The sequence below is a fragment of the Chlorobium sp. KB01 genome (assembly GCF_001975465.1).
In the GTDB taxonomy this organism is placed as follows: Bacteria; Bacteroidota; Chlorobiia; order Chlorobiales; family Chlorobiaceae; genus Chlorobium.
Genome location: NZ_MPJE01000052.1, coordinates 1 through 24,284, shown reverse-complemented (window position 1 = coordinate 24,284; position 24,284 = coordinate 1). Strand labels below are relative to the sequence as shown.

Below are 24,284 nucleotides of genomic sequence, written 5' to 3'. Positions count from 1 at the left end.
CGGACAAAGTTGATTGATTTTTTTTAAAATAATGCGACATCTTTGTTGACATATTCCGTGTGGGATACTTTATTCCCATAAAAAAACCAATTAGGATACTCATCCGATGCATATCGGGTCAAATGTTTCCCAAGCTACAGAGTCATCCCCCCAAACAAAGCCAACTGCTGCCCTGAAACTATCGACTTGAAGTCAGGAATCAATGCAGCGATTTCCGCAGCATCAACATTTGCCAGTTCTCCGGGTTCAAGCTTGCGAAGTCCTCCTCCATAAACCCTACCCTCTCCCATAAGCTGCTCGGGAGTAATCCGGTTCAGCATCTCCCAGATTTTGCGAAGAAGTGTTGCATCCTGCTCTATCGCTTTTGCCAGCAGCGGTTTCGGGTACATTGCGAGGTAGACGTTAGCTACCGTTGCAGAGGAGTTGTTCAGGATAAAGCGAAACGGCCGACCGCTTTTGGTGTTGCTCCGCCCAAGGTAGGTGCAGACAAACGGTGCTGGCAGGCGATTTTCCTGGGAATACCACGGCGAACGATGGCCACATAGATAGCGCTCATGAATTCCCCGCTCTTTACCCTCCTGTAGATAGGCATACAGCTCCGGATAACTTTCGAGGATTCTCTCTTCAGAAAGCCTGGTGTCAAGAAGAAAAAGCTGCCGGTCAAGCAGAGGCAAGCCATTTGCGTCTGCCTGGACTTCATTTTCCGTCAAATAGCGAGGACTCGGAAGAATCGGACGAAAAGCCACCAAAGGAAGATTTCTTGACTTTATCTCATTCAGGCAGAGTATAAAAAAATCATTATCACCTGTAGCTATACCGCGTCGGATATAAAAAAAATCAGATATGACAGCTTTAGACCGCTTCTGCCGAATATCGGATTGAGGAAAACGACTCCATTTAGCCTCATGGGCAAGTTCATTTTTTGAAACTTCACGGCTATAGCGAGGTTCAAGCAAAGTACCGCCGTATGTAAAGGTAACTGTATGCTCATCGGGTGGGGGCTCATTTTTAAACCAGACAACGGCAGAAGAGACAAGCGCATCGGTAAACTGAACATCATCAGGATCAAACCGGTGAATTTTCAGCAGTGTTACCTTTTTAAGCAGATAATGCTTTATGGCTTTACCATAGTTCACGTCCATGAATTCACTCGGAATAAGCCATCCGGCTACACACCCTTCAGCCATCCACGGATGTGACAGCCCGATAAAATGACAATAGAGCCCGGCAAGCCCACTGAGTTTCATACCGCTTGCCTGTGAGGTGCGTGCCTGAAGCCGCACTTTATCATCATTTTGCAGGTGATGATGTCGCACGTAGGGAGGATTACAGATAACCAGATTGAATTGCCCGTTCGGCTCTTCTGTGGTAAAATCAGTGAGTTTGATTGTGAAGTCCGATTCCCTCCAGATACGAGACGCCGGTTCCCCGTAATGTGGATCTATTTCAAAACCAACAGCTCCGGTTATCTGATTTTCAGCAAACACTTCACGAAATGCCGAAAAAAAGGATCCGGTACCAACGGCAGGGTCAAGAAAACGGATCTTCTTTTCTTCCGGGACAAGGATCAACGCATACGCAAGGATATCGAACGCAAGTGCGGTCGGTGTTGCAAATTGGCCGAGTCGGTTTCTTTCCGCCTGGGTTTTCCTCGCATCAAGCTCACTCTGAAGCTTGATGCGAGCGGCTTCAAATCCTTCATGTATACCAATCATAGTCATATCCCGAAAAGTGCCATATCATCAATGCGGTGTTCCCATACCCAGTCAAGTCCTTCTGCCGCCTCATAACCAAGATATCCGGTATCGAAATAACCACAGAGAAAAAGATTGAATCGTACCTTGTTGCCATAGTTGCTCCGAAGCTGGCTCATCTTGACAGCTTCTTCCTTTCGGCGTTTGTTCGTGTTCGTAAAATCACCCGCTGATTTTGCCTCAAAAAAGAGCGGAAGTGAGTTTTTCCTGGCTGATTTTGGCATAATGACTGCGTCAACAGGAATATTGACACTTTTAACACCTCCCTCAAGCTTGACAGGTACATTCATACGAAAAGAAAACGTCCCGACAGGCATTGAATCAAAACGAACACTCTCTCCGCTCAGAATCTGCCGGTACCCACGAGCTTCAAGCCAGCTCTTTATTGCCGCAAGCTGGCGTTTTTCCTGCGCATTGCGAATAATCGGATTGGCAACTGCGCCACAAAGGCGGTCTGCCACAATGGTTGCTGCCCGGTGAATTTCGTCATCGCTGGCCGGTTTTTTACGCACTAACCAGATAAATATGTCCGGGTCCCTCATTTTTTCAAGAACAGCTACTATCCTGCCGAGTTCAAGTTCCAGAAGCGCTGAAGAGGTACGGGAAGGGAGCTGTTTTTTTTCCAGACTTTTGACCAGATTTGCAGAAACTCCGGAAAGGCCAATAAGACGGTCCACGGCAAGAGGTGGACAGGTGGACATGCGAAGTGTTGGCAGAATTTCCGGATGCTCACAAATCATTGACGAAGAGATTTGCGTCATGTTTCCGGTTGAACGGAGAGCTGCCTCGACATCTTTCGTTGCCAGAATTCGAGTTGACCGAAAAGCCTCCGGAGCAAAATTCATGAACCAGTCATTGTACATGTCAACCGATTTGGCAACATCGGCTTTCCATCGCGCTGGTTTATCGAGGTTTACTGCCATGGCTGTTCTTGCTCAATGGGAAAATGTGAATGTTTCTGATTTGACAGGCACGAGTCAGACAATACGTTAAAGATAACAGATTCATCAAACAAAACCCCCTGCCTGCTTACCCTGCACCCGAAATCCGACCGTAATGTATTATTCCCTGCATTTCATTTTTTTGGGCATGCACAACCTCTTCAAATCACTCCCCGCACCTGAAATAATCACCCCAAAAAGGCTATTTGGCAAAAATAAACACACAAATCAACATTATTGTCTGATTTATTACTATATTTTATCATATAGACCTGATTTATTTAGTGTAAAAAGGTAGATTGCCTAAATAAACACAATTACCACACCTCACTTTTTCCGACGTGACCTGTTGACTGAATAAAGGACTCTTATGCATACATCCGGCTCCATACCATCAAAATCCGGCATCAGACCCTGGATTATCGATACAACCCTGAGGGATGGGGAACAGGCTCCGGGTGTAGTATTCAGCAGTGCGGAAAAAATGGAAATTGCCCTGGAGCTGGCAGATACCGGAGTCAACGAACTTGAGGTAGGGTACCCTGCTATCAGTGAAGAGGAGCGCCAAAGCATCAGAAAGATAGTTGCCCGGCAGCTTCCGCTTCGTCTTTCATCCTGGGCAAGGGCAAAATGGCAGGATATTGAGGATGCATGCCGTTGCGGTACTGAAGGTGTACATATCAGTTTTCCGGTTTCAGCGCTCTACCTTCAGCTCATGGAAAAGGATTATGCATGGGTACAGCAGCAGTTGCATGAACTCGTTCCGAGAGCAAAAAAATATTTCAACTATGTCACTGTAGGCGCTCAGGATGCAACAAGGGCGGAGCCTGAACTGCTGAAACAGTTTGTTCTCGATGCCGATGCATGCGGCGCAGACCGGATACGGATTGCCGATACGGTCGGAATAGCCAATCCGGTATCGGTTATGGCGCTTGTCGGACTCCTGAAATCAGCCAGTCCGGCGGCACTTGAATTTCATGCACACAATGATCTCGGAATGGCCACAGCCAATGCATTTACCGCTCTCGAAGCCGGATGCAGTGCCGTCAGTGTTTCGGTCACCGGACTCGGGGAGCGGGCGGGAAATGCTGCACTTGAAGAGCTGAGTGTAGCGCTTGAACTCTCCGGAAAGTATGATACCCGTATTGATATGACAAAGCTTTCTCGACTCTGCGCAACCGTCAGCAAAGCATCAGGAAGAGTGATTCAGGATCAGAAACCGGTTGTCGGAAAGTCCGCGTTTCAGCATGAATCGGGCATTCACTGCGCTGCTCTTCTGAAGCATCCACTCTCCTACCAGCCGTTTCTCCCTGATCAGGTTGGCAGGGAACATCACGAGCTGGTGATCGGAAAACACTCTGGCAGCGCTGCCCTGCAGCACTATTTTTCAGGTAAAGGGCTTGTGATAACCAGAAACGAAGCCAATCATCTGCTTCCGATTGTCCGGACAACAGCAAATGAAAAGAAAAGAGCTCTGAAAGCACATGAGCTTGAGAGGATTTACAGCACGTTAGCAGTAAAACAGTAATATTCAGACCAGAGCGACTATGCTTATAGCCCAGGAACAGGATCACAGCAGCATCAGCCTGCTTGCCGAAGTGAGCAGAACCATCACCAATGAGAATGATATCAACAAGGTGCTGCGGCTTGTTCTCTTCATCATGTCCGAGCACATGGATATGCTCCGCGGAATGATTACCATTCTTAACCGCGAAACGGGCGAAATTGTGATCAATGAATCATTCGGACTGACAACAGAAGAGAAAGAGCGAGGCCGCTACCGCATTGGTGAAGGCATCATCGGACAGGTTGTCAAAACCGGTAAAACCGTCATTGTTCCAAGTATCAATAATGAGCCGCTCTTTCTGGATCGTACCCGCTCCCGGACAAAAGCAAAAAAAGAGAGCCTCTGCTTTATCTGTATTCCGATAAAAACGGGCACGGAAATCATAGGAACCCTGAGCGCGGATCGACAGATTGAACAGGAACCGTCACGGGAAAAATCAAAAAAATCAAAAGTCGGCGAAGAGCGTATCGATTTGCTTCAGCACTATGTTGATCAGCTCTCCATTATTGCCTCCATGATATCACAGGCTGTTCGTCTCAAGCAGCTTGCACATGAAGAGAACTCAAAAAACACAGCAGTAGTCACCGGCAACGGAAAGCTTCCTCTCCCGAAGCGCCAAAAGGAGGAGCATGAGGAGGAGAGTATATCAGAAGCCGAACGCCCGGCAAATATCATCGGCAACACCAAACCGATCATCGCGCTATTCAAAATGATCGAAAAAATTGCAAAAACCAACGCAACGACCATTGTGCTTGGAGAGAGCGGTGTAGGTAAAGAGCTTGTAGCAAGTGCCATTCACTTCAAGAGCCGCCGGTCGGATAAACCGTTCATCAAATTCAACTGTGCTGCACTGCCGGAGAGCATTGTTGAAAGCGAGCTGTTCGGACACGAAAAAGGCGCCTTCACCGGAGCATCGGCTACCCGGCACGGCAGGTTCGAACTCGCACATACCGGAACCATCTTTCTTGATGAGGTTGGAGAGCTGAGTCTGCCGATTCAGGCAAAGCTTTTGAGAATCATACAGGAGAAGGAGTTTGAGCGGGTAGGCGGATCAAAAACCATCAAGGTTGATGTCCGGGTGATAGCCGCAACCAACCGCAATCTTGAAGAGCTGATCCGCAAGGGGCTCTTTCGCGAAGATCTCTACTACCGGCTGAATATATTCCCGATTACCGTTCCCCCGCTCAGGGAGCGCAAAACCGATATTCTGCTGCTTGCCGATTATTTTGTCGAAAAATACAATACGGCCAACCATAAAGGGGTAAGGAGAATTTCGACAACATCGATCGACATGCTCATGCGCTATCACTGGCCGGGGAACGTCCGCGAACTTGAAAACTGCATTGAACGGGCAGTAATCCTGAGCGAAGACAATGTCATTCATGGCTACCATCTTCCCCCGACGCTCCAGACTGCCGAATCCAGCGGAACACCCTATACAGGATCCCTCCAGCAGAAGCTTGACGCGATTGAAAAAGAGATGATCATGGAGGCGCTCAAACGTACCAAGGGAAATATGTCACGTGCGGCTATGCAACTCGGGCTTTCAGACCGGATTATGGGGCTGCGTATAAAAAAATTCGAAATCGACTACCGGAAATTCCGGATGTAGCGCTTCCGCCTCATATCCTTCTGAACGAGTTGGTATCGTGGAATATATTGCATAATTGCTCTTTGTGCTATAAATTTCACCGGTAGTATACAACGATCACCTACGACAGGGCAACCCCGTCTCTATTCTATCGAAGCGGCTTGTCGGCAGACAGCAACGGGGTCAAGAGAAGTTCCGGCAGAACCGGTTTGGAATCCGGTGATGTTTAGGGAATTTCAACAACCACCCGCTATATTCTCCATAGCAGAAACCCTGAAGCTTCCGCCCCGCCATAAGAGCGGTTTGCAGAGTACTGCATCAGCAAAAGCAGTATTGAAAAGGTTTTGGAACGTAATAAAGAGACCATGAACCCCATTCCGAAAAACAGCACATCCGGCAATCAACTCACCCTTGAGATGGTTGATTTCAGACCCGAATGGCAATTTGAGGAGCATCAAACGGGTGTGTTCTACAAAAACGGGGTCATCCCCGGTCAACTCTTTCTCACACTGCTTGGTGGAGATATTCAGCCTGAAAGTGCCAAAAAAGCACTTGCCGTGCTTGAAAACCTCTTTAAAAGCGGCGTAATCACCAACAGTGACTATATCAGAATCGCCGATTACTCAGCCGTTTCACGTGCACCGATCAGCACGAGAATGATCTATGCCAATGAACTGAACCGACTGAACAGTGAATATCATTGCAAACCGGTTATCACCTATATCTGCGGGGCTTCCCTTCTTCTTAAAACCATGCTGCGCCTTTTTGCATCCTATGTAAAACAGCAGTTCATTTTTGTACCGACACTTGCGGATGCCTTTACGCTGATAAACGCCAGAAGGGAGAAAATCCGTTCAGAAAAACCGCAGCAGGTACGTATTACAACAGAGGATATCGAGCACTTTGCAGCCATGTGCGGTCATATCCTCTTTGACGAGTTCTATACGGTTGATGAAAAACAGAATATCGTCTCTCCGGACCATCCTCTTCATGAACTTTATACCATTATCTCCCTGCTGAACAATGATCTCAGGGAACTAAAAAAGACAGAAAAGGAACAGAAAGAGAAAATCAATGAATCCCTTGAAAATGCACGCATACTGAACAAAAAACTCTCCGAGAAGAAGAAGAGTCTGGAGGACAAGGAACAGATCCAGCGCATTCTGATTGAAAGCCTGAAAAAATCCAGAGTAGAAGCTGAAATTGCAAACCGGGCAAAAAGTGAGTTCCTGGCCAATATGTCACATGAAATCAGAACGCCACTGCATGCTGTAGTCGGAATGACAGAGCTGCTGCTCGATACCCCACTCAACTCCACCCAGCGGCACTATACGGACACCATACAGGCCAGTACAAAACAGCTCCATCAATTGATCAATGATATTCTCGATTTCACCAAAATCGAATCGGGACAGCTTGACAAGGTAAAATCGCCGTTCAATCTTCGTGCCCTTTTTGCTGAACTCTCCTCCATTTTGACTGGCAACGCAGAAAAAGCCGGCCTGCAGTTAAGCTTTATCATTCCCGAATCAGTTGCAGGAGATCTGATCGGTTACCCGATCTATCTGAAGCAGGCACTCATCAATCTGATACAGAATGCCATCAAGTTCACCTACAAGGGGGGTATTGTTGTCCAGGTTGCAACCGAATCCGAAACTCCCGGTGAGATCACACTCCGAATATCGGTCAAGGACACAGGGATCGGAATCCCTGATGAGAAAAAAGAGCTGGTGTTCCAGCGGTTTACCCAATTGGACTCTTCGGCAACAAGAAAAGCGGGTGGAGCGGGACTCGGCCTGGCCATTTCCACACAACTTGTCGAGTTTATGGGCGGCAAGCTGAATCTCAACAGCCGGAAAAATGAAGGCTCCGAGTTCTGGTTTGTTATCTCTTTTCTGAAACCAGTCGAAAACAATACAATTCAGGAGAGTGAATCCGGCAAAACTCAGCACTCCACACCTGTTTTGCCAAACCGGAACACCTCGACAGCAAACACCCGTATTCTGCTGGTTGAAGACAATATCATCAACCAGCAGGTTGCCGTTGCCATGCTGGCCAAGCTCGCTATTCATGCAGATATTGCAGCAAATGGGTTAGAAGCAATTGATGCCCTGAAAACAAAGCCTTATGCACTGGTGATCATGGACCTGCAGATGCCTCTCATGGGGGGGATTGATGCTGCAAAAAAGATAAGAAACACCGGTACAGGAGTTATGAATGCCGATATTCCGATTATTGCCATGACCGCGAATGCAACGCAGGAGGACAAAATAAACTGTCAGAATGCGGGTATGAATGACTTTATCACGAAGCCTTTTGTCATCAAAAACCTTCGTGACATGCTGGAGAAGTGGATCCCGAGTGTTCAGGATATCGCGGAATAGATTTATAAACGAGCCCTTTACTTTGGCATTCCGGCAATATGCAGATCAATAATGCCGATCTCCTGCTGACTCAGCCTGAACTCCCCCGCACCGATTATCCCCTCAACCTGGGAGGCATTGCGACCTCCGACTATTGCTCCGCTAACCGCCGGGTTTCGCAGGGTCCACGCTATGGCCACCTCTCCCGGCGAAAGTTTATGGGGAGCACCGATACGCTTGAGCAGTTCGACCAGTTCGAGATTGGCCGATAAACGAGGCTCCTGAAACTCCTTGTTCTGGCGACGCCAGTCATCCACTGAAAATTGTGCTGCACGTTCACGGGTCATGGCTCCGGTCAGCATGCCGGAAAGCATCGGTGAATAGACAATAACTCCGATGTTATGCTCCAGGCAAAACGGAAGAAGTTCAACTTCAGCGGCGGGTCGAAGCATTGAGTATGGCGGCTGAACTGAAGCTGCCGGTGCAATAGCCATAACCCGCTGCAATTGAGCAACTGAAAAGTTGGAAACACCGATATGACGAACCAGACCCTCCTCCCTGAGGCGGGCCATCTCCTGCCAACCCGCTTCCATATCAGCCTCCGGATTCGGCCAGTGGAGCTGATAAAGGTCAATGGCATCAACCTGCAACCGCTTCAGGCTCGCTTCACACTCACGCCGTATTGATTCAGGTTTGAGATTATTGGTGATCTGACGCTGCTCATTCCATACAAGAGAGCATTTGGTAAAAATATAGGGTTTGTGCTTCATACCGGCGACAGCCCTTGCAACCAGCTCCTCCGAATGTCCAAGTCCGTAAACCGCAGCCGTATCAATCCAGTTGACACCCAGCTCAACCGCACGCTGAATTGCCTCCACAGCATCGCCGTCATCCTGCTCACCCCAGCTATAAGCCCATCCACCGCCACCAATAGCCCAGCTTCCGAAGCCGATGGGAGTAATGCGCATATCCGTATTGCCAAGCACTCTTTTATGCATCATATCATGTAGTAAATTTAACCTCCGAACTATTCCCCGGTCACTTCCCGCAGCAGGAGCTATCCGACCCCTCAGAACCTTGATAGCATCCGCACGCACAATTTTTAATATGCAGTGTACCAATGTCAAGTCGGGCAATTCTGGCTTTTCCGATAACGAGTCTGCCGATAGCCAGTGCTCCGACAGCAAGTGCACCAACAGAAAGCGCTCCCAAAGCAAAGAGGCCGAATGTGGTCACAGGTGAGGAGGTGCAAGCGACCTGCTTGAGGGGTTCAGCTGTTTGCGATTGCGAAATGGAACCGGAATCACTGCAACAAAATTTTGCGCCTCTCACTCCTTTGATGCCGGGATTGAGATGACGATGCAAAAATGATTTCATGAGCAACGATAAATTTAAGTGCATAACCACCACGTAAAAAGAGGACAGTACTATCATAACGCCTTTGAAAAGAAAATCCGCTCCCCTCTTTATAAAAAAAATAATTTTCCCTCCATCCACCCATACTCCTCAGGAATTCACGGCCGTGATGAACGTACCGGCAAATCCCCAACCGGAATTCAGGTCGTCATAGCGGCAATACAGCATCTTCTCGAAACGCAAAAACATACATTTCTGTATTTTTTATCTGGAATCAAGCATCCGGACTCCGCAACCACCTCAAGGCTTGGCGCCTCTTGCATCAACACGCTTTGATTGCCTTTTGGGATCAAAATGTCCCCGTCTGATGAAAAATCAGGACAGAGTAGTCGACGCCATTTCCGGTAAGCACAAAAAAACTACACTTTCCGCTGCATTTCATACAATTTTGCAGGTTTTCGGATTTTCATACATAATTGTATGCATTTCCAGCCCAAGAAAAGAGCTGCTAACTTATAATTTACAATGCTTTAAAAGAAAATCACCTTCACAGAAAACCCCGAAACCCTCTCTCTGTGCGGAGTTATGAGCGGCCCTGTTCCCGCGCTTCAACCATTCCGATAAAAACACGAAGTCTGGCACGCATATTGCTCAATAAGATCATAACTATTCAGGATTACTCGCCATTAACCCTGAATATCTTACGAAGAAGGCAGCTATAACCTTAAATGTTACAAACATGAGAAAAGTCGCTATTTACGGAAAAGGTGGCATCGGCAAGTCAACCACAACACAGAATACGGTTGCCGGTCTGGCTGAAATGGGAAAAAATGTCATGGTTATCGGTTGTGATCCGAAAGCTGACTCAACCCGTCTGCTCCTCGGTGGACTTCAGCAGAAAACAGTGCTCGATACGCTTCGCGAGGAGGGTGAAGAGGTCGAACTTGAAGATATCATCAAAGAGGGATACAGAAATACCCGCTGCACCGAATCCGGAGGTCCTGAGCCTGGTGTTGGCTGTGCTGGTCGCGGTATCATCACCTCGGTTAACCTGCTTGAGCAGCTTGGCGCTTTCGATGATGAATGGAATCTCGACTATGTGTTCTACGATGTTCTCGGTGACGTTGTCTGCGGTGGATTTGCCATGCCGATCCGTGACGGAAAAGCTGAAGAGATCTACATCGTCTGTTCCGGTGAGATGATGGCCATGTATGCTGCCAACAACATCTGTAAAGGTATCCTGAAATATGCTGATACCGGTGGAGTACGTCTTGGCGGTCTTATCTGCAACAGCCGTAATGTTGACAACGAACGCCAGATGATTGAAGAGCTTGCAAGGCGGATTGGTACCCAGATGATCCACTTTGTACCCCGCAACAACTTTGTGCAGAGGGCAGAAATCAACCGCAAGACGGTTATCGAATACGATCCGACCCACGCACAGGCTGACGAGTACCGCGCTCTTGCGACAAAGATTAACGAAAACGAGATGTTTGTCATTCCCAAGCCGCTTGAAATCGAAGAGCTTGAAGCGCTTCTCATTGAATTTGGTATCGCTAACTAATAAATACGGAGTACACACACATGTTAATGATCAGAACAATCGTCAGGCCGGAAAAGGTACATCAGGTTATGCAGGGGCTGCTTGAAGCAGGCTTCCCGGCGGTCACAAAAATCTCGGTTGTCGGACGAGGAAAGCAGCGCGGACTTCGTGTCGGTGATGTTGTCTATGATGAAATCCCCAAGGAGATGCTGATTGTGGTGGTTCCGGATAATGACAAGGATTTCGTGATCCGGGCCATCATCGAGAATGCAAAGTCAAGCGGTGAAGGAAAATTCGGTGACGGTAAAATCTTTATTTCAAGTGTCGAAGAGGTCTACACCATCAGCAGCGGTGAAAAAGAGACCGAACCGTTGCTCGCAACAGAAAAGGAGGCCTGATGAAAGAGATTATTTCAGTAATCCGGATCAACAAGGTAAATGAAACCAAAAAGGCGCTTATCGATGCAGGCATCCCGGCATTCACCGCAACCGGAAGGGTTATGGGACGGGGAAAAGGCCAGGTTCATTTCGACATTCTCAAGGGAGCCGAAGCAGGACATCCGGAGGCAATCGCTCAGCTTGGCGGTGCACCGAGGCTGGTGGCAAAAAGAATTCTGACCATCGTCGTTCCTGATGAGTTGTGCAGCATGGCAATTGAGACCATCATCAAGACCAACCAGACCGGCAATCCCGGTGACGGAAAAATCTTTGTGACACCGATTGTCGAAACAATAAGAGTCAGAACCGGTGAAGCAGGCGATGAAGCGCTGAATTAATGCAGAACATTTAACAGGTGTAAAAGGAGAGAGTTACATGGAGGCGAACACACATTTTCCGGATCCTTCCCAGGTTAGGGAGGAGCTGATACAAAGATATCCGACCAAGGTCGCAAAAAAGCGGGCAAAGTCGATTATTGTTAACGATCCTCAAATCATTCCGGAAGTACAGGCCAACGTCCGTACCGTTCCGGGAATCATCACACAGCGCGGCTGTTCCTATGCCGGTTGTAAAGGTGTGGTACTCGGACCTACCCGTGATATCGTCAACATCGTTCACGGCCCGATCGGGTGCAGTTTTTATGCATGGATGACCCGCCGTAACCAGACGAAGCCAGAGTCATTGGAGGATGCCAACTTCATTCCCTACTGTTTTTCAACTGACATGCAGGAGGAGAATATCGTTTTTGGTGGTGAAAAAAAGCTGAAACAGGCTATCCAGGAGGCTTATGACCTCTTTCATCCGAAATCCATCGCTATTTTTTCAACCTGTCCGGTTGGTCTGATCGGTGATGACGTTCATGCAGCTTCGAAAGAGATGAAGGAAAAACTCGGTGACTGTAATGTTTTCGGTTTCAGTTGTGAAGGGTACAGGGGCGTCAGCCAGTCTGCCGGCCACCACATAGCCAACAATGGTGTTTTCAAGCACATGGTTGGACGCGACAACACCCCGAGTGAAGGAAAGTTCAAGCTGAACCTTCTGGGCGAATACAACATTGGCGGTGATGCTTTTGAAATCGAGCGCATTTTCGAGAAAGCCGGCCTGACCCTCATCTCGTCCTTCAGCGGCAACTCCACGGTGAAGCAGCTTGAAAACTCACACATGGCTGATCTTAACGTCATCCAGTGCCACCGCTCAATCAACTACATGGGCGACATGATGGAGACCAAGTATGGAATTCCGTGGATGAAGGTCAGTTTTGTCGGTGCCGAATCATCAGCAAAGTCATTGAGGAAAATTGCCGAGTACTTTGGTGATGAAGAGCTCAAGGCAAGGGTTGAAGCGGTAATTGCCGAAGAGATGCCGAAGGTAAAGGCGATCATCGATGAAATCCTGCCAAGAACAAAGGGAAAGACAGCCATGCTCTTTGTCGGCGGTTCAAGAGCACACCACTACCAGGATCTCTTTACCGAACTTGGCATGACAACCGTTGCTGCGGGTTATGAATTTGCACACCGTGATGACTATGAAGGCCGCGAGGTGCTGCCAAACATCAAGATCGATGCCGACAGCAAGAATATCGAGGAGCTGAAGGTGGTAGCTGATCCGGAGCTCTACAACCCGAGAAAGACCGAAGCGGAACTTGAAGCTCTCAAGGAGAAGGGTCTTGAGATCAATGGCTACGAAGGAATGATGAAGCAGATGACCAAAAAGTCACTGGTTGTTGATGACCTGAGCCATTATGAGTCTGAAAAGCTGATCGAGATCTACAAGCCCGATGTCTTCTGCGCAGGTATCAAGGAGAAGTATGTGGTACAGAAGATGGGTGTTCCGTTGAAGCAGCTTCACAGCTACGACTACGGCGGGCCATATACAGGCTTTGAGGGTGCAGTGAACTTCTATAAAGATATCGATCGCATGGTGAACAACCCGGTATGGAAGCTGATCAAGGCTCCATGGGAAAAAGCCGGAAACGGTGCAGCGCTCGAAGCCAGTTACGTTACACAGTAATCAGGAAAACGGAGATTATTCCATTATGCTACTAAGACATACCACAAAAGAGGTTAAAGAGCGTGAAGGGTTGACAATCAACCCGGCAAAAACCTGCCAGCCGATCGGGGCAATGTATGCCGCACTCGGTGTTCACGGCTGTCTGCCTCACAGCCACGGCTCTCAGGGGTGCTGCTCCTATCACCGGAGCACCCTCACCCGCCACTATAAGGAGCCTGTAATGGCGGCTACCAGTTCTTTTACCGAAGGCGCATCGGTGTTCGGAGGCCAGGCAAACCTGCTGGCTGCCATCGAAACCATCTTTTCGGTCTATGATCCCGATATCATTGCCGTGCACTCGACCTGCCTGAGTGAAACCATCGGTGATGATTTGCAGCAGATCACAAGAAAAGCGAGGGATGACGGCAAAATTCCGGAAGGAAAGCATGTCATTTTTGCCAGCACCCCAAGCTTTATCGGTTCACACGTTACCGGTTATGCAAACATGGTAACCGGCATAGCCGAACAGTTTGCAATTTCAACCGGCAGCAAGAAAAACCAGATCAACATTATTGCCGGGTGGATGGAGCCTTCGGACATGCGTGAAATCAAGCGTCTGTCAAAAGAGCTCGGTGTAAACATTGTGCTCTTCCCTGACACCTCTGACGTGCTTGATGCACCGCAGACCGGAACACATGTTTTCTATCCGAAAGGCGGGACCACTGTTGCCGAGCTTCAGAGCACCGGCGACAGCCTCGCTTCGCTTGCCCTCGGAAGTATCAGTGCTGAACCGGCGGCCATTGCACTGGAAAAGAAGTGCAAGGTGCCGTTTGAAACACTTGACATGCCGATAGGCCTGAGAGCAACAGACCGCTTCATCATGGCGCTCAGCAAGGCCGGAAATGTAACGGTTCCTGATGAGATCACTGCTGACCGGGGACGTCTTGTCGATGTCATTGCCGATATGGAGCAGTACCTCTACGGAAAAAGAGTTGCGCTCTTCGGCGACCCTGACCAGATCATTCCGCTGACCGAGTTCCTGCTCGACCTGAATATGAAGCCGGTTCACATCGTCAGCGGCACACCAGGGCAGCGTTTTGAAAAACAGATGCGCGAGATTCTTGATGAACGCTCACCGGAGACAAACTTCAAAAACGGTATCGGCGCGGACATGTTCCTTCTGCACCAGTGGATGAAGAATGATCCGGTTGACCTGCTGATCGGCAACACCTACGGCAAATACATGGCCCGTGACGAAGATGTTCCGTTCATCCGCTTCGGTTTCCCTATTCTCGACCGTATCGGCCACAGCTACTTCCCGAGTGTCGGGTACAGCGGCGGCCTGAGGCTGGTTGAGAAGATCCTGACCGCCATTCTGGATCGCCAGGACAGGGATGCACTGGAAGAGAAGTTTGAACTGGTGATGTAATCTTCAGCTCCGTGGGAGCGAGATATAGGTAGCGCAGGGTTTCAAACCTGGGTTTATGGGATGCAAACCCCGATTCGTCGGGGATGCTCCCTGTAGTAACATTTTTATCAGGAGTAGCGGCTATGGAACATATTGGTATTCTTGAGGGAAGAGAGAAGCAGGTCTTTGAAAAAAAGATAGGTGCGGAGCTCTCCGACATAGCCTGCGAGACCTCCAGCCTCTCAGGTTCGGTTAGCCAGCGTGCCTGTGTCTTTTGCGGATCACGGGTCGTACTCTATCCAGTGGCCGATGCCATTCATATTGTTCACGGGCCGATAGGGTGTGCCGCATATACCTGGGATATCCGGGGAGCCGTATCATCAGGACCTGAACTGCACCGGTTAAGTTTTTCAACCGACCTGCAGGAGATGGACGTCATCTACGGCGGTGAAAAAAAGCTCTATTTATCACTCATTGAACTGATCGAGCAGTATAAACCGAAAGCTGCATTTATCTATTCGACCTGCATTGTCGGCCTTATCGGTGACGATATCGACGCCGTTTGCAAAAAAGTAGCTGTTGAAACAGGAATTCCGGTTCTGCCGGTACATTCCGAAGGGTTCAAGGGAACCAAAAAAGACGGATATAAGGCCGCCTGCCATGCTCTCATGAAACTGATCGGCACTGGATCCACCGAAGGAATCAGCAAACTGAGCATCAACATTCTCGGTGAATTCAATCTTGCCGGAGAGGCCTGGATTATCAGAAAATATTACGAAAGAATGGGTATCGAGGTTGTCTCCACCCTGACCGGTGACGGGCGAATCGATGCGGTAAAACGTGCACACGGAGCTTCACTCAATGTGGTACAGTGTTCGGGCTCCATGACTTCGCTTGCCAGGGATATGGAGGAGAAATACGGCATCCCCTACATCAGGGTCTCCTACTTCGGAATTGAGGATATGTCAAAATCGCTCTATGATGTTGCACTCCATTTTCCGGAGCATCCGGAGATCATGGAAGCAGCAAAGCAGGTCGTCAGCGAGGAGGTAAAAAAGCTTTACCCTGAACTGCAGAAATTCAAAAAGGCACTGACCGGCAAAAAAGCAGCCATCTATGTCGGCGGCGCGTTTAAAACATTCTCTCTTATCAAAGCCCTGCGTTCAATCGGCATGTCGGTCGTACTTGCCGGTTCCCAGACAGGCAATAAAGATGATTACCGGCGCCTCAAGGAGATGTGCGATGAGGGCACCGTTATTGTGGACGACTCAAACCCGGTTGAGCTCTCGAAATTCATCCTTGAAAAAGAGGCCGACCTGCTTATCGGCGGGATCAAGGAGCGCCCGATCGCCTTCAAGCTCGGTATCGGATTCTGCGATCATAACCATGAGAGAAAAATCCCTCTCGCCGGATTTGTCGGTATGTACAATTTTGCACTGGAGGTCTACCAGTCGGTCATGAGTCCGGTATGGCAGTTCGCTCCACGAAAAGGAGGTAACCGTTGAAACACGCAAAAACAGCAACACAGAATGCCTGCAAGCTCTGCAACCCGCTCGGGGCATGCCTTGCCTTCCGCGGCATAGAGAACTGCGTGCCGTTCCTCCATGGCTCACAGGGGTGCGCGACCTACATTCGCCGTTACCTGATCAGCCACTACAAGGAACCGATTGATATCGCTTCGTCCAACTTCCATGAAGAGAGCGCGGTATTCGGCGGCAGCCATAACCTGCAGGTCGGTCTGAAAAACGTCACCGCGCAGTACAAACCGGAAGTAATCGGCATCGCGACCACCTGCCTGAGCGAGACCATAGGAGATGATGTCCCCATGATCCTGCGGGAGTATACAAAGACTTACAGAAACGGCACTCCCATGCCGATCATGATTCATGCGTCAACTCCAAGCTATCAGGGCAGTCATATTGACGGCTTCCATGCAGCGGTAAGGGCTACGGTTGAGACATTGGCAGAGAAGGGTGAGCGGCAGAACCTCGTCAATATGTTCCCGAATATGGTTTCACCGGCAGATCTGCGCTACCTCAAGGAGATCTTCACTGATTTCAGACTCCCCTGTATGCTCCTTCCTGACTATTCACAGACGATGGATGGCGGACCGTGGGGCGAGTACCACCGCATACCGCCAGGAGGAACTCCGGCAAGCGCTATAGTCAATGCCGGCAGAGCAACCGCAAGCATTGAGTTCACCTCAACACTTGCCGCTTCGAAATCGGCGGCTTGTTATCTCGAAGAGGCTTTTGGTGTGCCGCGTCACCAGCTCTCTCTGCCGATCGGCATCAAGGAGAGCGACAAATTTTTCGAACTGCTCGAAACCCTGACAGAGCAGCCACGTCCGGAAAAATATGAGGATGAACGGCGCCGCCTGGTTGATGCCTATGCTGACGGCCATAAATATGTCTTTGAGAAAAAGGTGATCCTCTACGGCGAGGAGGATCTTGTTGTCGCCATGACCGCATTCCTTCGCGAAATCGGCATGATGCCGGTTCTCTGTGCCTCGGGCGGAAAAAGCGGGCAGCTCAAACAGCGGATCATTGAGCTGATTCCTGACCTGGAGGAACTGGGTATCAAGGTGCGTGAAGGGGTGGACTTTATGGATATAGAGGATGAGGCCAAACTGCTGAAACCGGATTTTCTGATCGGCAACAGTAAAGGCTATACCATGTCACGAAAAAACAATATCCCGCTGCTCAGAATCGGCTTCCCGATTCATGACCGGTTTGGCGGACAGAGAGCGCATCATATCGGGTACAGAGGAACCCAGGAGCTCTTCGACCGGATTGTCAACACCGTTATCGAACAGCGGCAGAATGCTTCATCAATCGGCTATACTTATATGTAAAAGGGAGGAAACCATGACACTGAAAATCGCAAACCACCCCTGTTTCAACGATGCCTCCCGCCACAAGTTCGGGCGTATCCACCTCCCTATTGCACCGAAATGCAATATCCAGTGCAACTACTGCAACCGGAAATTCGATTGCATGAATGAAAACCGCCCTGGTGTCACGAGCAAGATTCTCTCGCCGCAGCAGGCCATGCACTATCTGGATCAGGCAATGATCCTCTCTCCGAACATCGCGGTTGTCGGTATTGCCGGACCCGGAGATCCCTTCGCCAATCCGAACGAGACCATGGAAACCCTTCGTCTCGTAAGGGCAAAATATCCCGAGATGCTGCTCTGTGTGGCAACCAACGGCCTTGACCTGCTGCCTTACATTGATGAACTTGCCGAACTTCAGGTCAGCCATGTAACCATCACCATCAATGCAATCGATCCTGAAATCGGTTCGGAGATCTATGCATGGGTTCGGTACAACAAAAAGATGTACCGCGACATTGACGCGGCAAGAGTGCTTATCGGCAATCAGCTTGAAGCCCTTAAACGGTTGAAGGAAGCCGGTGTCACCGCAAAAGTGAACTCGATCATCATTCCGGGCATCAACGATACCCACGTGATCGAAGTCGCCCGTAAAGTGGCTGAACTGGGTGCTGATATTCTGAACTGCATGCCCTACTACAGCACAACCGAAACCGTTTTTGAAAACATTCCGGAGCCATCGGTGGACATGGTCGCTGAAATCCAGAAAACCACAAGCGAATATCTGCCGCAGATGAAACACTGCTCACGCTGCCGCGCCGACGCAGTCGGTATAATCGGTGAAATCAACAGCGAAGAGATGATGCAGAAACTGGCTGAAGCCGCAGCACTCCCAAAAAATCCGACTGATGTTCGTCCCTTTGTTGCCGTCAGCTCTCTGGAAGGTGTTCTGATCAACCAGCACCTTGGTGAAGCCGAACGCTTTCTCATATACGGAATGGATTATGACAAAAATGAGTGCGTGCTGGTCGATTCAAGAACAGCTCCCCCAACCGGCGGAGGCCAGCAGCGCTGGGAGGAATTGGCCGGTATTCTCAAAGACTGCCGGGCCCTGCTCGTCAATGGAGCAGGAGGCTCACCGACAAAAGTGCTGAACGAGCATGGCATAGAGGTCATGGTGCTGGAAGGGATCATTGAAGAGGCGGTAACAGGAGTCTTTTGCGGCCAGGATCTGAAACACCTCATGAAGAGCAGCCAGATTCACGCCTGCGGAACAAGCTGCAGCGGAACCGGTGGAGGTTGCGGGTAATAATAAAAAGATCAGTCGGATCAGCCAGTTCTGACTGATCCGACTGATCTTAAAAAACAACAAAACACAATCACAATGGACAAACCGAAACATCACATTCTTGTCTGCGCAAGCTTCCGGGCGCAGGGCACCCCTCAGGGAATCTGCCACAAAAAAGAGTCGCTCAGCCTTATCCCCTATATCGAGAGCGAGCTTTCAGACCGCGGCATGACTGACGTAACCGTATCGGCTACCGGATGCCTCAACCTATGCGAAAAAGGGCCGGTACTTGTTGTCTACCCGGAGAGCTTCTGGTATGGTGAAATTGACAGCGAAGGTAAAATCGACGACATTCTTGATGCACTTGAAGAGGGGGAATCCTGCGAAGATCACCTGATCAACTGATTTTGTTCTAACTGTGCTGTCTTTTTTAGCAAAGGCAGCACGCCCCTTTTTTTAAATATCGCTATATTCTGATATACATAACGATAGAGCGCAACGAAGCACGGTCTGTCCCGTTCGTTTTTTACTGCAAACACCTGTTCTTTCTCCATTACACCTTCCCTGCGCTCTCCGGCCGGGATTTATTGATCGCATAATTCTTTACTGATAACCTGTTAAAAACAAGAAAACAATGAACATGACAATGATTCAGGCCATGAAAAAGGTCACCATCCTCTGCTTTGCTTTGCTGACGATGACCGCCCTGACGGCAAAAGCCGGAGAGCTGAACCTCTCTGTTGCCGCCAGTCTTAAAGAGGTCATCAACGAACTGAGTGCCAGCTACACGGCAACACACCCAGGCACGGTGTTTCTGAAAAATTTTGGCCCATCCGGAACACTTGCAGGTCAAATTGAAAATGGCGGGCCTGCCGACCTGTTTATAGCAGCAAATACCGAGTGGATGGATTATTTGAACAACAAAAAACTGGTCGAAGCTTCAACGATAAAGACCTTTGCCTACAACTCACTTGTCTTTACCGGCACCACCAATAAAAAGGTACAGTCAATAAAGTACCTCCCGAAACTCGACAAAATCGGGATCGGCAGCCCGAAAAGTGTTCCGGCCGGTGAGTATGCTACGGCTGCCATAACCAAAGCTGGTATTGCATCTCAACTCACCAACAAGCTCGTCATGGCCAAGGATGTTCGCGAATGCCTTATGTACGCTGAACTCGGAGAGGTCGACGGCTCTTTTGTCTACAAAACCGATGCATTGCTGGCAAAAAAATCGAAACTGCTCTTTACCGTTCCGCAGGCACTCTATCCCCGTGTTGTTTATCCGATGGCGCTGACCAATAAAGCCGCACAGAACAGTGATGCAAAAGCGTTCATTGCTTATCTTCAGGGCAAGGAAGCCAAATCCGTTCTCACCAAATACGGATTTATCCTTAAATAAGAACAATCACCTGGTACTGAACACAGGAACTATTGAAGTTGTACTATTGAGACCATGCAGATGACTCCGGAAGATATAACAGCAATCTGGCTGTCGCTGAAAGTAGCTCTTTCAGCGACAGCGCTCTCTCTGCCTTTCGGCTTTGCTGTCGCATGGCTGCTGGTATTCAAAACATTACGCGGCAAGGTGGTTCTGGAAGTTCTTGTCAACCTCCCGCTCACCCTGCCGCCGGTTGTTATCGGCTATTTTCTCCTGCTGCTTTTCGGTAAAAACGGCTGGGCTGGCAAACTGCTTGCTGAATGGGGAATTGAGTTGATCTTCACCTGGAAGGCCGCCGTTATCGCATCGGCGGTAGTCGGCTTTCCCCTCCTGGTCCGATCGATCCGCCTTGGCATGGAATCGATTGACCGCCAGCTTGTCGACGCTTCCCGGAGTCTTGGCGCCTCCTGGCATGACTCTCTCTTTACCATTATTCTGCCTCTTTCTCTCAGAGGCATTTTCGCCGGAGCCTCCCTGATGTTTGCCCGGAGTCTTGGCGAGTTCGGAGCCACCATCATTATTGCCGGCAATATTCCGGGGCGAACACAAACCATTCCCCTGGCAATCTATGATTACGCCAGTTCACCTTCAGGCAGTGCGATGGCTCTGTCGCTTTGCCTTGTATCGGTCATTATTTCGGTTGCCGTACTCCTGCTGCATGAAATGCTGGGAAAACAGCTCCAGCGGAGTACCGATCAATGAGACTTCGAATTGATGCGGAAAAAAAACTGGGCAGCTTTTCCCTGAAGGTGCATGCCGATGTTTCAGGAGAGCGGATCGGAATTTTCGGCAGCTCCGGCAGCGGAAAATCCACAATAGTCAGCCTTGTTGCCGGGCTGCTGAAACCGGACAGCGGCGAAATTTTCATTGACGATGAGTGCTTTTTCAGCAGCAGCAAAAAAATCGATATCTCCCCTGAAAAGCGGCGCATCGCCATCGTTTTTCAACAAGCGATGCTTTTCCCTCATTTGAGTGTCAAAGCAAACCTTCTGTACGGCTATAAACGATGTCGCCCCGAAAACAGGCGTATCCAGCCGGAATCCCTTATCGAACTCCTTAAGCTTAAACCGCTGCTGAACCGGGGAGTCAAACATCTCTCCGGCGGAGAAAAACAGCGGGTCGCTCTCGGCAGGGCTGTTCTTGCCAACCCCCGCCTTCTGCTCATGGATGAGCCGCTTTCAGCTCTTGATGACCGGCTGCGCTTTCAGATCATTCCCTACCTGAAAAGCGTCAGTGAAGAGCTCAGGATACCCTGCCTCTTTATTTCGCACTCGCTGACAGAGATGCAACTGATGACGGAACAGGTTCTTGTAGTAAGCGCGGGCAGAATTACGGAAACAACGACTCCCGAGCGGCTTGCACGAAACAGGATGGCAGAGAGCCCGAAAGGCTACCTCAATCTGCTGCGTCTTGCCAATCCGGTTCTTCAGAACGGCCTCTATCTATATCGCTGGGGCACCAACAGCCTCTGCATCTCGGATGGAAAACCCGATGAAGAGTCACTTTTTGAGCTCTCTTCCCGTGAGATCATCCTGTTTAAAAACCACCCGGAAGCGATCAGTGCCCGCAATCTTATGGAGTGCAGGGTTACGGAGATGTTCAATTCTGACGGACGAGTCGGTATTGTACTCTCAGCCAGTGGCGAAAAACTGGTTGCGGAAATTGTCAGGGCTGCGGCTGATGAGCTCGATATCACTCCCGGCTCTACCCTTTTTGCCGCAATAAAGGCCTCCTCCTTCAGCCGGCTGTTATGAAACCTGATATTTTACTGTTGCACCCAACAAAATGACAACATGTCCTACCAGCTATTTGAGTCTGATATTGAGCGCTTCCTCGAAGAGGATCTGCCCTATGGTGATCTGACAACGTCACTGCTCGGCATTGGAGCCCTGCAGGGGGAGATAACCTTTACAAGCCGCGAAAAGACAGTCGTCTGCTGCACCGAAGAGGCATCGAGGGTACTTGCACGATGCGGTGCTTCAGTTAACTTCAGTATGAAAAGCGGAAGTTCGGTTCCTGAAGGAACGATAGTTCTCTCTGCAAGCGGGAGTGCAGAAGCACTTCACAGCGGATGGAAAGTCGCCCTCAACATCCTCGAATATGCTTCCGGTATCGCCACCAGAACACGGGAAATAGTCACTCTGGTGCATGAGGTCAATCCCGCGATAGCGGTTGTGACAACCCGGAAATCTTTTCCCGGAACAAAAAAAATCTCACTGAAGGCCATAATGGCCGGAGGAGCACTGCCCCACCGCCTCGGCCTTTCAGAGTCCATCCTTCTCTTTCGCCAGCACACCGAATTTCTTGGGGGTGTTGACCGGTTTCTCCATTCGATGGCAGCACTGAAAGCCAGAGTACCGGAACATAAAATTATTGTTGAGGCTGAAAATCCGGAAGAGGCGCTGAAAGCCGCAATTGCAGGGGCTGATGTGGTTCAGACAGATAAAATTTCACCGGCTGAACTGGGGCTGCTGGTTCCCGAAATCCGAAAACATGCACCAACAGTGAAAATTTCTGCCGCAGGCGGCATCAATAAGAGCAATGCTGCCGATTATGCAGAAAGCGGTGTCGATATTATTGTTCTTTCATCGGTATACTTCGGCACGCCCTCTGACATCGGTGTTGCGATATCTCCCGTCTGAAATTTTCCGTTCCGCAACTCTGGCTGCACTTTCAAAACGCTCCCTCCCTGAGCCTTGGGAGTTAAGCATTCAGGATTCTGGATTTGCAAAAAAATGGGCACCCTGACAAGCCATAGCTATTGATTGTTATTTATAACGTAAAAACTCAACAGGCGATGTATATCTCAGGGTTGAGTGTTTCCATTTACGGTTAAGGTAACGGCAAAGGCTTGTTTTTGGCGGTGGTATAGCATGACGTTAGCCTGTCGGGAAGTGGTAGAGCCTTCCCGATCAAGTAAACACGATAGATGGCTCACTCAGTCCAATTGAACTTTGGCTTTCTGTGTGTCAGTACGCAATCTCTAAGGTATAGATTTATCAATGACTGGTAGGGAAGACCCATTTCTTTAGAAAGTGACTTGAAGTAGTCAACAACATCTTCACCAAGTCTGATGGTTACGGGTTTATTCAATTTTGCAGCGAACGGATTCTTTTTACGCGGCATCTTTGAGAGATCGTATTCTTCTTTCATTAGTTACCTCTGTAGAATTTGGTTTCACTTTTGGTTGCTTTGCGAGCCGAGATGATTCTGATCACGTTATCAGATTCTCGATAGCAGTGGCAGACCATCAAAATTCTGGAGTGAATGCTTCTTCCAAGCAGAAGGAAGCGATCCTCTTCATCGGAATTTTTTTGATCAAAGTATTGATCGGCAAATTCGTCATAGAAAACAGTTTTGGCTTCTTGAAAAGTTACGCCATGTTTCTCGGAATTGCTCCTGGCTTTGTTGTTATCCCATTGAAATTCGATAGCTATAACTGTAAATATAAATTATGTACAAAGGAAAAGCAACACTAAAAATTGAGCGTAAAATCTATGTGTATCAATGATAGATTAATTATTCGGCACTCCTCTGGAACTTTGCCTGAATCAGAAAAAGCAGATGGCTTATTTCTGCATAAGAACGCAGACACCTGCTGATTGCAACTTTGCTCTGCTCCATCCTTCAACAAGTCGGGCCGGCAGCGACCGTTTGTATTTTTATTTATCAAAAAGATATCATTTAAATACGGCAAGCACAAGCAGATCAGTCATAGTGAGAGTTTGGGGACGTTCTTCAGTAAGTGAAATAAAGTTATATTCAGCGAACAGGAG

The 24,284-nt window shown here is 49.1% G+C and carries 22 protein-coding genes; 16 read left to right on the top strand and 6 right to left on the bottom strand.

Features of this window, described 5'->3' with window-relative positions:
- Positions 1 to 134: 134 nt before the first annotated feature.
- Together BOO20_RS05720 and BOO20_RS05715 are read right to left on the bottom strand one after the other, a co-directional pair.
- Entirely contained in the window at positions 135 to 1,715 is a 1,581-nt protein-coding gene (locus BOO20_RS05720) for an N-6 DNA methylase (protein ID WP_076791278.1), read from the bottom strand.
- 2 nt (positions 1,716 to 1,717) lie between these two features.
- Positions 1,718 to 2,677 carry a XamI family restriction endonuclease gene (locus BOO20_RS05715; RefSeq protein WP_076791276.1) on the bottom strand — a complete coding sequence of 320 codons (960 nt, stop codon included), beginning with the start codon at positions 2,675 to 2,677 and terminating at the stop codon, positions 1,718 to 1,720.
- Between the two features lie 388 nt (positions 2,678 to 3,065).
- On the opposite strand from BOO20_RS05715, the gene nifV reads away from it, so the two are divergent.
- From nifV to BOO20_RS05700, 3 genes are all read left to right on the top strand, one after another.
- A complete protein-coding gene (gene nifV / locus BOO20_RS05710; protein ID WP_076791275.1) occupies positions 3,066 to 4,223 on the top strand; it encodes a homocitrate synthase in 1,158 nt (385 codons plus the stop codon).
- A 19-nt stretch (positions 4,224 to 4,242) separates the two neighbouring features.
- Positions 4,243 to 5,874 carry a sigma 54-interacting transcriptional regulator gene (locus tag BOO20_RS05705; protein WP_076791273.1) on the top strand — a complete coding sequence of 544 codons (1,632 nt, stop codon included), beginning with the start codon at positions 4,243 to 4,245 and terminating at the stop codon, positions 5,872 to 5,874.
- A 323-nt stretch (positions 5,875 to 6,197) separates the two neighbouring features.
- A complete protein-coding gene (locus tag BOO20_RS05700; RefSeq protein ID WP_233120901.1) occupies positions 6,198 to 8,237 on the top strand; it encodes an ATP-binding protein in 2,040 nt (679 codons plus the stop codon).
- Between the two features lie 17 nt (positions 8,238 to 8,254).
- Here the strand turns inward: BOO20_RS05700 and BOO20_RS05695 are convergent, their stop codons facing one another.
- On the bottom strand, positions 8,255 to 9,214 hold the full coding sequence (locus tag BOO20_RS05695) for an aldo/keto reductase (RefSeq protein ID WP_076791270.1): 960 nt from the start codon (positions 9,212 to 9,214) through the stop codon (positions 8,255 to 8,257).
- 40 nt (positions 9,215 to 9,254) lie between these two features.
- Positions 9,255 to 9,593, bottom strand: coding sequence for a hypothetical protein (locus BOO20_RS12940; protein WP_198935423.1), 339 nt, complete (start codon positions 9,591 to 9,593; stop codon positions 9,255 to 9,257).
- A 718-nt stretch (positions 9,594 to 10,311) separates the two neighbouring features.
- On the opposite strand from BOO20_RS12940, the gene nifH reads away from it, so the two are divergent.
- The 13 genes from nifH to modD all read left to right on the top strand — a co-directional run bounded on the left by nifH (position 10,312) and on the right by modD (position 23,150).
- The gene (gene nifH, locus BOO20_RS05680; RefSeq protein ID WP_076791265.1) at positions 10,312 to 11,136 is read left to right on the top strand and encodes a nitrogenase iron protein; all 825 of its coding nucleotides are present in this window, start codon (positions 10,312 to 10,314) and stop codon (positions 11,134 to 11,136) included.
- Positions 11,137 to 11,156: 20 nt separating this feature from the next.
- Complete coding sequence (locus tag BOO20_RS05675; RefSeq protein WP_006365173.1) at positions 11,157 to 11,513, top strand: P-II family nitrogen regulator; 357 nt, start codon at positions 11,157 to 11,159, stop codon at positions 11,511 to 11,513.
- Entirely contained in the window at positions 11,513 to 11,890 is a 378-nt protein-coding gene (locus BOO20_RS05670; protein WP_076791264.1) for a P-II family nitrogen regulator, read from the top strand. Before BOO20_RS05675 ends, BOO20_RS05670 begins: the two co-directional genes overlap by 1 nt.
- Positions 11,891 to 11,927: 37 nt before the next feature.
- Positions 11,928 to 13,562 carry a nitrogenase molybdenum-iron protein alpha chain gene (nifD, locus tag BOO20_RS05665; protein WP_076791262.1) on the top strand — a complete coding sequence of 545 codons (1,635 nt, stop codon included), beginning with the start codon at positions 11,928 to 11,930 and terminating at the stop codon, positions 13,560 to 13,562.
- A 25-nt stretch (positions 13,563 to 13,587) separates the two neighbouring features.
- Complete coding sequence (nifK, locus tag BOO20_RS05660) at positions 13,588 to 14,970, top strand: nitrogenase molybdenum-iron protein subunit beta (protein WP_076791260.1); 1,383 nt, start codon at positions 13,588 to 13,590, stop codon at positions 14,968 to 14,970.
- 122 nt (positions 14,971 to 15,092) lie between these two features.
- The gene (gene nifE / locus BOO20_RS05655; RefSeq protein ID WP_076791259.1) at positions 15,093 to 16,454 is read left to right on the top strand and encodes a nitrogenase iron-molybdenum cofactor biosynthesis protein NifE; all 1,362 of its coding nucleotides are present in this window, start codon (positions 15,093 to 15,095) and stop codon (positions 16,452 to 16,454) included.
- Positions 16,451 to 17,803 carry a nitrogenase component 1 gene (locus tag BOO20_RS05650; protein ID WP_076791257.1) on the top strand — a complete coding sequence of 451 codons (1,353 nt, stop codon included), beginning with the start codon at positions 16,451 to 16,453 and terminating at the stop codon, positions 17,801 to 17,803. The genes nifE and BOO20_RS05650 overlap by 4 nt, the downstream gene beginning before the upstream one ends.
- Before the next feature lie 13 nt (positions 17,804 to 17,816).
- On the top strand, positions 17,817 to 19,091 hold the full coding sequence (gene nifB / locus BOO20_RS05645) for a nitrogenase cofactor biosynthesis protein NifB (RefSeq protein WP_076791256.1): 1,275 nt from the start codon (positions 17,817 to 17,819) through the stop codon (positions 19,089 to 19,091).
- Positions 19,092 to 19,166: 75 nt separating this feature from the next.
- On the top strand, positions 19,167 to 19,475 hold the full coding sequence (locus BOO20_RS05640; protein ID WP_076791254.1) for a ferredoxin: 309 nt from the start codon (positions 19,167 to 19,169) through the stop codon (positions 19,473 to 19,475).
- A 229-nt stretch (positions 19,476 to 19,704) separates the two neighbouring features.
- Positions 19,705 to 20,469, top strand: a complete 765-nt coding sequence (gene modA, locus BOO20_RS05635; RefSeq protein ID WP_076791253.1) for a molybdate ABC transporter substrate-binding protein — start codon at positions 19,705 to 19,707, stop codon at positions 20,467 to 20,469.
- 54 nt (positions 20,470 to 20,523) lie between these two features.
- Entirely contained in the window at positions 20,524 to 21,210 is a 687-nt protein-coding gene (modB, locus tag BOO20_RS05630) for a molybdate ABC transporter permease subunit (protein WP_076791251.1), read from the top strand.
- Complete coding sequence (gene modC, locus BOO20_RS05625) at positions 21,207 to 22,262, top strand: molybdenum ABC transporter ATP-binding protein (RefSeq protein ID WP_076791250.1); 1,056 nt, start codon at positions 21,207 to 21,209, stop codon at positions 22,260 to 22,262. Before modB ends, modC begins: the two co-directional genes overlap by 4 nt.
- 39 nt (positions 22,263 to 22,301) lie before the next feature.
- Entirely contained in the window at positions 22,302 to 23,150 is an 849-nt protein-coding gene (gene modD / locus BOO20_RS05620; protein WP_076791249.1) for a ModD protein, read from the top strand.
- A 292-nt stretch (positions 23,151 to 23,442) separates the two neighbouring features.
- Here modD and BOO20_RS05615 read toward each other — a convergent pair whose 3' ends face one another.
- Positions 23,443 to 23,661 (bottom strand): BrnA antitoxin family protein, encoded by a 219-nt coding sequence (locus BOO20_RS05615; protein ID WP_076791248.1) that lies wholly within the window; start codon positions 23,659 to 23,661, stop codon positions 23,443 to 23,445.
- Complete coding sequence (locus BOO20_RS05610; RefSeq protein WP_076791246.1) at positions 23,661 to 23,945, bottom strand: BrnT family toxin; 285 nt, start codon at positions 23,943 to 23,945, stop codon at positions 23,661 to 23,663. Before BOO20_RS05610 ends, BOO20_RS05615 begins: the two co-directional genes overlap by 1 nt.
- Positions 23,946 to 24,284 lie beyond the last annotated feature (339 nt).